The sequence below is a fragment of the Thiobacillus sp. 65-1402 genome (assembly GCF_001897685.1).
Lineage (GTDB): Bacteria > Pseudomonadota > Gammaproteobacteria > Burkholderiales > Thiobacillaceae > Thiobacillus.
The window spans coordinates 1-9,246 of record NZ_MKUG01000160.1 but is presented as its reverse complement, the minus strand read 5'-3'; the positions used below and the strand labels follow the sequence as shown (position 1 = coordinate 9,246).

10 protein-coding genes, 1 tRNA gene, 1 other RNA gene, 1 pseudogene and 1 riboswitch are annotated in these 9,246 nt (G+C 66.1%); of the genes and pseudogenes, 9 read left to right on the top strand and 4 right to left on the bottom strand.

The window, feature by feature from the left end:
* On the top strand, window positions 1-483 hold a 483-nt coding region (locus tag BGO62_RS12220; protein ID WP_296642826.1), incomplete at its 5' end, for an alanine:cation symporter family protein.
* Between the two features lie 22 nt (window positions 484-505).
* On the opposite strand, the gene BGO62_RS12215 is transcribed toward BGO62_RS12220, so the two are convergent.
* The 4 genes from BGO62_RS12215 to BGO62_RS12200 all read right to left on the bottom strand — a co-directional run bounded on the left by BGO62_RS12215 (window position 506) and on the right by BGO62_RS12200 (window position 1,799).
* Window positions 506-1,096 carry a 5-formyltetrahydrofolate cyclo-ligase gene (locus BGO62_RS12215; protein WP_296642824.1) on the bottom strand — a complete coding sequence of 197 codons (591 nt, stop codon included), beginning with the start codon at window positions 1,094-1,096 and terminating at the stop codon, window positions 506-508.
* 10 nt (window positions 1,097-1,106) lie between these two features.
* Window positions 1,107-1,291, bottom strand: a non-coding RNA gene (gene ssrS / locus BGO62_RS12210) — 6S RNA.
* A gap of 8 nt (window positions 1,292-1,299) precedes the next feature.
* Complete coding sequence (locus tag BGO62_RS12205; protein WP_296642820.1) at window positions 1,300-1,602, bottom strand: cell division protein ZapA; 303 nt, start codon at window positions 1,600-1,602, stop codon at window positions 1,300-1,302.
* The gene (locus BGO62_RS12200; protein ID WP_296642819.1) at window positions 1,602-1,799 is read right to left on the bottom strand and encodes a hypothetical protein; all 198 of its coding nucleotides are present in this window, start codon (window positions 1,797-1,799) and stop codon (window positions 1,602-1,604) included. Before BGO62_RS12200 ends, BGO62_RS12205 begins: the two co-directional genes overlap by 1 nt.
* A 101-nt stretch (window positions 1,800-1,900) precedes the next feature.
* Window positions 1,901-2,104, top strand: a riboswitch (cobalamin riboswitch).
* A gap of 63 nt (window positions 2,105-2,167) precedes the next feature.
* On the opposite strand from BGO62_RS12200, the gene BGO62_RS12195 reads away from it, so the two are divergent.
* The 8 genes and pseudogenes from BGO62_RS12195 to BGO62_RS12160 all read left to right on the top strand — a co-directional run.
* Complete coding sequence (locus BGO62_RS12195; RefSeq protein WP_296642818.1) at window positions 2,168-4,225, top strand: TonB-dependent receptor; 2,058 nt, start codon at window positions 2,168-2,170, stop codon at window positions 4,223-4,225.
* A 64-nt stretch (window positions 4,226-4,289) separates the two neighbouring features.
* Complete coding sequence (cobO, locus tag BGO62_RS12190; protein ID WP_296642816.1) at window positions 4,290-4,907, top strand: cob(I)yrinic acid a,c-diamide adenosyltransferase; 618 nt, start codon at window positions 4,290-4,292, stop codon at window positions 4,905-4,907.
* A 94-nt stretch (window positions 4,908-5,001) separates the two neighbouring features.
* A complete protein-coding gene (locus tag BGO62_RS12185) occupies window positions 5,002-5,820 on the top strand; it encodes a mechanosensitive ion channel family protein (RefSeq protein ID WP_296642813.1) in 819 nt (272 codons plus the stop codon).
* On the top strand, window positions 5,817-6,743 hold the full coding sequence (gene gluQRS, locus BGO62_RS12180) for a tRNA glutamyl-Q(34) synthetase GluQRS (RefSeq protein ID WP_296642810.1): 927 nt from the start codon (window positions 5,817-5,819) through the stop codon (window positions 6,741-6,743). The genes BGO62_RS12185 and gluQRS overlap by 4 nt, the downstream gene beginning before the upstream one ends.
* Window positions 6,744-6,783: 40 nt before the next feature.
* Window positions 6,784-7,338 carry a hypothetical protein gene (locus tag BGO62_RS12175; RefSeq protein WP_296642806.1) on the top strand — a complete coding sequence of 185 codons (555 nt, stop codon included), beginning with the start codon at window positions 6,784-6,786 and terminating at the stop codon, window positions 7,336-7,338.
* Window positions 7,339-7,428: 90 nt separating this feature from the next.
* Window positions 7,429-7,505: transfer RNA gene (locus BGO62_RS12170), tRNA-Met, on the top strand.
* Window positions 7,506-7,584: 79 nt separating this feature from the next.
* Window positions 7,585-8,925 (top strand): tRNA (N6-isopentenyl adenosine(37)-C2)-methylthiotransferase MiaB, encoded by a 1,341-nt coding sequence (gene miaB / locus BGO62_RS12165; RefSeq protein ID WP_296642803.1) that lies wholly within the window; start codon window positions 7,585-7,587, stop codon window positions 8,923-8,925.
* Window positions 8,922-9,246: pseudogene (locus BGO62_RS12160) on the top strand (PhoH family protein); the annotation flags it as partial. The gene miaB and the pseudogene BGO62_RS12160, both read left to right, overlap by 4 nt.

The window sequence follows — 9,246 nt, the reverse complement described above, 5'->3', positions numbered from 1 at the left end:
TACGAACCCTTCATCGACACCATCATCATCTGCACCATGACTGCGCTGGTCATCGTCATCACCGGCGTCTACAACGATCCGGCCACCCTGGCGATCCGTGAAGCGAGCAAGGGGGCGGCGCTGACCTCGGTGGCATTCGCCACGGTGTCGGACTGGTTCCCGGCCATCCTCACGCTGTCGGTGGTGTTGTTCGCGTACAGCACCATGATCTCGTGGTCCTACTACGGTGAGCGCTGCTGGGCCTATCTCTTCGGCGAACGGACCTCGATCGCCTACCGGGTGGCCTTCCTCGTGTTCATTGTCATCGCCTCGGTGGCGAGCGCGTCCAACATGGTCGACTTCACCGACCTGCTGGTGCTGGCGATGGCCTTTCCCAACCTGTTGGGGCTTTATCTGCTGAGCGGCAAGGTGCGGGCGATGCTGACCGACTACCAAAACAAGCTGAGAAGTGGCGAACTCGACCGCGAAATCGTGAAGGACTGAATACCGCCTGGCCGACGCCGGTTCAGCGAGGGCTCGAGTTGAAGCGGTGCAGCCGGCGCTCGGTCAGCACCGCGTCGAGCGGCATGTCCCACGGTTCGTGCGGCAGCGCCTCCACCCGCTGGCATTCGTAGGCGACGCCCACCAGGCGCGGCTTGCGCCACAGCCGCCGGTGCTGCATGAAAGCCAGTGTCGCATCGTAGTAACCGCCGCCCATTCCCAGGCGATGACCCTGCAGATCGAATCCCACCAGCGGCATCAGCAGCAGGTCGAGCTGGCGCGCGCGCAGCGGCTTTGCATCCAGCGGCTCGGGAATGCCGTAGCGGTTCGGCGACATGCGCGTGTCGCGCCCGACGCGCCCGAAGCGCATTACCCGTCCACGGCGCGGCAGAATCGGCAGATAGCAGTCGCGCTGCATGCACAGCGCCTGATTGAGCAGGGGGTGAACGTCGAACTCGCCGCCCTGCGGCAGATAGAAACCGATGCGTTGCGCGCGCAGCAACAGGCCGTGGCGCAGCGCCAGCCGCAGCGACGCGCGCGCGGCATGACGGCGCTCGGTCGGCCGCATCGCGTTGCGCGCGGCCTTGAGCTGGCGTCGCAGGGTGTATTTGTCCATCAGGAAATGAGGGTTCCCCGCCTGTGCCGTGACTGGCTGCGGACTCTTGAACCTGGGTCCAAGACGGCCGCGTTCAAAGACGCTTTGGGCACATGAGACATGTCACGCGCACACCCGCATCGGAATAGACCGCAGCCTTGCACGTATGCATTGGTTCAGAGAAATTGCAACCAGCCTCGAACACCGCAGGGAACAACGCCAGTTTAGAAGAGTTTGTCCTGATCTTCCAGCACTGCATCGAGCAGGCTGTTGCAATGCGTCAGGCGCGCGCGCGCTTCCTCGATCAGACCGCCGCCGCCCTGGGTCAGCAGGTCGTGCGCCAGGTTGAGTCCCGCCATGATGGCGATGCGCTCGGCGCCGATCACCTTGCTCTTGTCGCGGATCTCGCGCATTTTCTCGTCCAGGTAACTGGCCGCCGCGATCAGCGCGGATTCTTCCTCGCGCGAGCACGCCACCTTGTAGGCGCGGCCCAGAATATGGATGTCGATGGAACGCGGGGCAGCCATCACACGTCCTCCGGCAGCGTTTCGAGCAGCGCCTGCAGCCGGGCTTTGGCGGCGTCCAGCCGGGCCGTCAGCTGTTTGCCGTCCTGCTGCGCGACCAGCAACTGCTGGCGCAGGGCGATGTTTTCCTGCCGCAGCGCGTGGCAAAGCGCGGCCACCTGGCGGATTTTGGCTTCGAGGGCATCGAGTTCAGCTTGCATTGCGGGACTATAGCACCCGCAAGGGGTACGCCGGCGGGTAGCCCCGCTACTGCGCAGCGACCCTTCCGCAGGGGGCGATGTGCAGCCGGTCAATCCGATCCGTATAATGCGCGCCTTCAGGTGCCGACGCGGCTTTCCGCCGCCGAGGATAAACGGGAAACAGGTGCGCGATCTTGTCGCCATGCCTGTGCTGCCCCCGCAACGGTAAGCGCTAAACGGTCCATCACACAGCCACTGGGTTCGCCCGGGAAGGCGATGCACTTCAGGCGCGAGCCCGGATACCGGCCTGAGCCCTGTCGCGACGGAAGTCGCCCAGCGGATCGTGCAACGCGCCTGCGGGGAAGCGGGCGCCCAAACCGGAAGTCATCATGCGTCAAACCCCTCTCGCGCTCGCCCTCGGCGTCGCCCTCGCTTCGCCCGCCCACGCGGAAGCCTTGCCGGAATATGTCTGGGATACCATCGTCGTTACGCCGAGCCGTTTTCCGCAGGCACTTTCCGACCAGGCCGCCAACGCCACGGTGATCACCCGGCAGGACATCGCGGACAGCCCGCAGGCCACACTGCCGGAAATCCTGGCGCAGCAAGCCGGCATTGGCATGCGCGACCTGTACGGCAACAATGCGGCCGCCAGCACGGTCGACCTGCGCGGCTTCGGCGCCGCGGGCGACCAGAACACCCTGATCCTGCTGGACGGCCGCCGCCTGAATGACATCGACCTCTCGGCGATCGACTGGGCGGCGCTGCCGCTTTCCGCCATCGAGCGCATCGAGATCGTGCGCGGCGGTTCCAGCGTGCTGCATGGCGCGGGCGCGGTGGCCGGTGTCGTCAACATCATCACCCGTTCCCCGCTCAGGGTGCCAAATCAGGCGGCCGCCAAGGTGCAGCTGGGCAGCTTCAGTACCCGGAACGCCCAGTTGACCGGCAACCTGGCGAGCGACACAGCGGGTCTCCGCATCACCGCCGACCATTTCCGCTCCGACGGCTGGCGCGACAACAATGCAAGCACACAGCGCAGCCTCAATGGCGACGCGCGCTGGAAACACGACCGCGGCGAACTGGTCTTCAAGTTCGGCGGTGCAACGCAGGAGACACGCCTGCCCGGCCCGCGCACGGTCGAGCCCGATATCGGCCTGAATGAAGTGGCGACCGACCCGGAAGGCACCCACACCCCGCTCGACTGGGCGAAGCGCAAGGGCTACCAGGCGGGGCTGAACGGCAGCTTCGAATTCGGGCGCACTGACGTGATGCTCGATCTGGACTATCGCAACAAGCAGCAGCAGGCCTACTTCGATTTCGGCGGGTTTCCCGAATTCAAGGATGCCGATCTCGACATGTGGAATTTCTCGCCGCGCGTGCGACGGCCGTTCAAAGCGGGCGGCATCGCGCACAGCCTGGTTCTGGGCGCCGACGTCCAGCGCTGGGATTACCGGCTGCGTACATCGAACGCCCCGGCCAACATTGGCACGCCCATCAATCGGGTGGCGGCCGTGCAGAATTCGACCGGCCTGTATGTGCGCGACGAGATGCAGCTGAATCCGGCCACGAAATTTTCGCTAGGCGGCCGCTACGAGTGGTTTGAGATCGATGCGGACGACCGGTTCGACGCGGCAGCGCCGGGCGGCCTGTTCGGCAGTGGAGCGCTGGCCGGCAGCCAGAACGAGGCCGAATATGCCTGGGAAATGGGGATCAATCACCGACTGAATCCGCAACATGCGCTGTTTGCGCGGCTGGCGCGCAGCTTCCGCTTCGCCACGGTGGACGAGGTGTATGGATTCTCGCCCGGCTTTACGCACGAATTCCAGTTTCTCAAACCGCAGACTTCGCAGGATGTCCAGGCCGGCTGGGAGTGGGGCAGCGGCGCCAGCCGGCTGCGTACCGCAGCGTATTACATGCGAGTGAAGGACGAAATCCACCTCGACACCTACACGACGGGCATCGGCAATACCAATTTCTCGCCGCTGCGGCGTTATGGTGCGGAATTCGAAGCGTATGGCCGTCAGGGTTCGGTGGTTCTGCGCGCGGCCTATACGCTCGCCTTTGCGGAATTTACCGACGGCATGCTGGATGGCGTCGCGCTCAAAGGCAGGGAGGTTCCGCTGGTTCCGCGCCACAAGCTGTCGCTCGGCGCAGTGTGGCATATCGATGAGCAGACCCGGCTGTCCACCGACGTCCAGTATGTCGGCAATCAGCGCATGGAAAACGATGAGCCCAATCGCTTCAGTCAGAAAATCCCAGCCTACACCCTGGTCGATCTCAAGCTGATGCGGCAGGTGGGCAACTGGCAGTTGGCCGTTGCGCTCAACAACGTGTTCGACACGGACTATTACAGCTATGCCGTGCACAGCACGAGCAACACCGACCGCTTCAACGCCTACCCCCTGCCGGGCCGCAACGGCTGGGTGAGCGTCGAGTACACGTTCAAATAAGCGGAGCGAGGGGCGATAATGCGCGGATGTGTGACCTTCGTTCACCTGTCGATGGACGTGTTTCGTGAGTGCTGAATCGGACCTGTCCGATCGCGGCGCCCGCCACGCTGCCCGCATGGCGCGCAAGAAAGCGCTGATCGACGCCGCCATCGCCGCCGCCACCGACGCGCGCGGACTGCTGCTCGTCATCACCGGCAACGGCAAGGGCAAGAGCACCGCAGCGTTCGGCATGGTGGCGCGCGCGCTCGGCCACGGCATGAAGATCGGCGTGGTGCAGTTCATCAAGAGCCGCACCGATACCGGCGAGGAGGCCTTTCTCGGCCGCCAGCCCGGCGTCGAGTGGCACGTCACCGGCGACGGCTTCACCTGGGACACGCAGAACCGCGAGCAGGACATCGCCACCGCCCGCCGCGGCTGGGCGATTGCCGCGCGCATGCTGGCCGATCCGTCGTACCAGCTGGTCGTGCTCGACGAGTTGACCTATCTGTTGAGCTACGGCTATCTCGACGCCGACACGGTGCTCGATGCGCTGGCGCAGCGTCCGCCGATGCAGCACGCCGTCGTCACCGGGCGCGCTGCGCCGCATGCCCTGACCGAGCTGGCCGACACCGTGTCGGTCATCGCCGACGAGAAGCATGCGTTCCGCGCCGGGGTGAAGGCACAGCCCGGCATCGACCTGTAGGCAGCGCCATTCCGGAGACCCCCAAATCAGGCTGCGCGGGCTATGTTGTATTAGATGCACCGCGACATTTGATTCAGTCTTCAGGGAGCTCGACATGGACAAGGACATTCAGCATTACACCGACATCGCCGCCGCCTACGCCACCGAGGCGGGGTTGAAGATCCTTGCCGCTATTGCCTTCTGGATCATCGGCCGCTGGCTGATCGGACTGGTCGGGCGCATGTTGCAGGCGGCGCTGGGCAGGCAAAAGGTCGATTCCACACTGATGCGCTACATCGGCAGCTTCGTCGCGGTCACCCTCAACATCGTGCTGGTGGTCGCCATCCTCGGCTACTTCGGGGTGCAGACGACGACCTTCGCCGCCCTGGTCGCCGGCATCGGCATCGCCATCGGCGCCGCCTGGGGCGGGCTGCTGTCCAACCTGGCCGCGGGCGCCTTCCTCATCGTGCTGAAGCCGTTCAAGGTGGGCGACTTCATCACCGCCGGCGGCGTCACCGGCACGGTCAGGGAAATCGGCCTGTTCGCCACCGGCCTCGACACCCCCGACAACGTGTTCACCATCATCGGCAACGGCAAGATCTTTGGCGACACCATCCAGAACTTCAGCACCAATGCCTTCCGCCGCGTCGAGCTGAAATGCCAGCTCGCGGGCAGCGCCGACCACGTCGCCGCCATGCAGCTGCTGCGCGACAAGCTGCAGGCGATTCCCAACGTGCTGGCCGAGCCTGCGGTGGAAGTCGAAATCCTCGAATTCAACCTGGTCGGGCCGGTGCTCGCGGTGCGCCCGTTCTGCCACACCGACCATTACTGGCAGGTGTATTTCGACGGCAACCGCGTCATCCGCGAAGCGCTGGCCGCAGCCGGCTTCCCGGCGCCGATGCCGGCGCAGCTGATGCTCACCCGCGCGGCTTGAGCGGCACCTACATCGGGCGCTTTGCGCCGTCGCCCACCGGCCCCCTGCATCAGGGCTCGCTGGTCGCCGCGCTGGCGAGCTTTCTCGATGCCCGCGCGGCAAACGGGCGCTGGCTGGTGCGCATGGAAGACCTCGACCGTCCGCGCTGCGAGCCCGCTGCGGCCGCCACCATCCTGCGCCAGTTGGAAGCCTATGGCCTGCACTGGGATGGCGCGGTGCTCCATCAATCGCATCGCGACGACGCCTACGCTGCGGCGCTGGATGAGCTGAAAGCCCTCGGCGCAGTTTATCCCTGCGCCTGCAGCCGCAGCCAGCTTGCGCAGGCGCCGCGAAACCACGAGGGTGACATCGTCTATCCCGGCACCTGCCGGGCAGGGCTGCCACCGGGCGCAGCCGCACGCGCCTGGCGCGTGCGTGTGCCGGATGTGAGCGCCCACTTTCGTGACCGCATCCAGGGCGGCCTGCAGCAGAATCTGGCGCATGAGGTCGGCGACTTCATCGTCAGGCGTGCCGACGGGCTGTTCGCCTACCAGCTGGCGGTGGTGGTGGACGATGCCTTCCAGGGCATCACCGACGTGGTGCGCGGCGCCGACCTGTTGTGGAACACCCCGCGCCAGATTTACCTGCAAAGGCTGCTGGGCTTGCCCCTGCCGGCCTATGCCCATGTGCCGCTCATCACCAATGCCGCCGGGCAGAAGCTGTCGAAGCAGACCCTGGCCCCCGCCCTGCCCGCGAGCGGGCGCGGCGCCGTGCTGGCGCAGGCCCTCGCCGCGCTGGGGCACCCGCCGCCGGCTGAGCTGGAACACGCCGAGCCGGCCGAACTGCTGGCGTGGGCAAGCGCGCACTGGCGGATCGAAAACGTGCCCACCCGTCCGGCGATTGCCAATCCCGAGCAAGCCCGCGACAATCCTTCCAGCCCCTAGCCCCTAGCCCCTAGCCCCTAGCCCCTAGCCCCTAACTGCAATGGCCCAGCTCCCTCCCGCCGTCGAACAAGTCCTGCGCGTTCACGCCGCATTCATCCACACCGTCGTCAATGCGCTGCGCGACCGCAGCCAGCTGCCCGACCTGATGAAACAGCTCGACGCCGCCGAACAGGCCGGCTGGGCGCGGCTGGCCGGCGCGCTGCGCCATGTCGTCAACGGCCGCCGCGACCCGTCGATCAAGCTGGGGCTGGACGAGGAGGACGCGATTCTGCTCGATGCCATCCTGCGCGGCATCGACAATCCCGCCACGCTGCCGCCGCTCGATGCCCAGCCCGACGGCAGCGCCGCCGCGCCGGGCCTCGCCGCGCTGATCGACGCCGCGGCGCGCGGCGACGCGCAGGCGATGTCAGTACTCGCCAACATGGCCGAGCAGATGATGAAGGCGGGCGGCGACATGGCGCTGCTGGGCGGACGCATGCGCCGGCTGGTCAACGGCGAGCGCGACGCCGACCAGCTGGTCGGCGGGATGGGGCCGCTGGGGCGCGAACTGCTGATCAGCCTGCTCGACGAGCTGGCCAGGCTGCGGCCGCAGTGAGCGGGCGCAGGGGGGCTTTGACAGCTCCTGCCGGCGTCAGCTAAAATGCGCGCCTTTTCGGCGGTCGCTAGCCGAAGAAGCTACCCTTCAGGTGATGTAGCTCAGTCGGTTAGAGCATCGGATTCATAATCCGGGGGTCGGTGGTTCAAGTCCACTCATCACCACCACATTCCTTTTCGTCGCTGCGCTGATTCAGGTGTCGCGGCGGAGACTCTGCCCCCAGTCTATTCACTGTTCCGGCACCTTATGAAAAAAATCTACATCAAAACCTTCGGCTGCCAGATGAACGAGTACGACTCGGACAAGATGGCCGACGTGCTCAATCTGGCCGAAGGCCTGACCCCGACGTCCACGCCGGACGACGCCGACGTCATCCTGTTCAACACCTGCTCGGTGCGCGAAAAGGCGCAGGAAAAGGTGTTCCACGACCTTGGCCGGGTGCGCCACCTGAAAGCGGCCAACCCCAACCTCATCATCGGCGTCGGCGGCTGCGTGGCCAGCCAGGAAGGCGCGGCGATCGTGTCGCGCGCGCCCTTCGTCGACGTGGTGTTCGGCCCGCAGACGCTGCACCGCCTGCCCGAACTGATCGCGAAGAAACGCGAGACCGGGCGCGCCCAGGTCGACATCAGCTTTCCCGAGATCGAGAAGTTCGACCACCTGCCGCCGGCGCGCGTCGAGGGCGCGTCGGCCTTCGTCTCGATCATGGAAGGCTGCTCCAAGTACTGCACCTTCTGTGTCGTCCCCTACACCCGCGGCGAGGAAGTCTCGCGGCCGTTCGACGACGTCATCGCCGAAGTGTCCGACCTGGCCGGGCGCGGGGTGAAGGAAGTCACCCTCTTGGGGCAGAACGTCAACGCCTACCAGGGCGCGCTGCACGACGGCGGCAGCGCCGACTTCGCCTTTTTATTGGAGATGGTGCACGAGGTTCCCGGTATCGAGCGCATCCGCTACACCACCAGCCACCCGCGCGAAATGACGCAGCGGCTGATCGACTGCTACGGCACGCTGCCGAAGCTGGTGTCGCACCTGCATCTGCCGGTGCAGTCCGGCTCCGACCGCATCCTCGCGGCGATGAAGCGCGGCCACAGCGTGCTCGAATTCAAATCGATCGTGCGGAAATTGCGCGAACGGCGTCCCGACCTCTGCCTGTCGTCGGACTTCATCGTCGGCTTTCCCGGCGAGACCGAGGCCGATTTCGAGGCGACCATGAAGCTGATCGAGGAACTCGACTTCGACGCCAGCTTCTCCTTCATCTACAGCAAGCGCCCCGGCACCCCGGCCTCCGACTACCCGGACGACGTCACGGCCGAGCTGAAGACGCAGCGGCTGATGCGTCTGCAGGCGCAGATCGAGATGCAGGCGCAGCGGGTCAACCAGGCCATGGTCGGCACCGTGCAGCGCGTGCTGGTCGAAGGCCGTGCCCGCAAGAACGCCGAGGAGCTCGCCGGCCGCACCGACAACAACCGCATCGTCAACTTCGCCGGCCAGCCGCGCCTGATCGGCCGCTTCGTCGACGTCGTCATCACCCAGGCCCTGCCGCACAGTCTGCGCGGCGAGGTCGCCATCAGCGAAAGCGGAAGCGCTTGAAAACCGACATCGTCGAACTGCGGCTGGCGCCGGAAGACAACCGGCGCCTGGCCAACCTGTGCGGCCCCATGGACGAGAACCTGCGCCAGATCGAGGCGGCGTTCGACGTCACCATCGGCCGCCGCGGCGCCAGTTTCCGCTTCAGCGGCAACGCCGCGCAGGCGGAGAAGGGGGCGCAGGCAATCGAGCATTTCTACAACCGCGCGCACGATGCGCTCTCGCTCGACGACATCCAGCTGGGGCTGGTCGAGATCACGCGCGGCCGCGCCGACGAGGAAGGCCCCGCCTTGCGCACGCGGCGGGCCGACCTGCGTGCGCGCA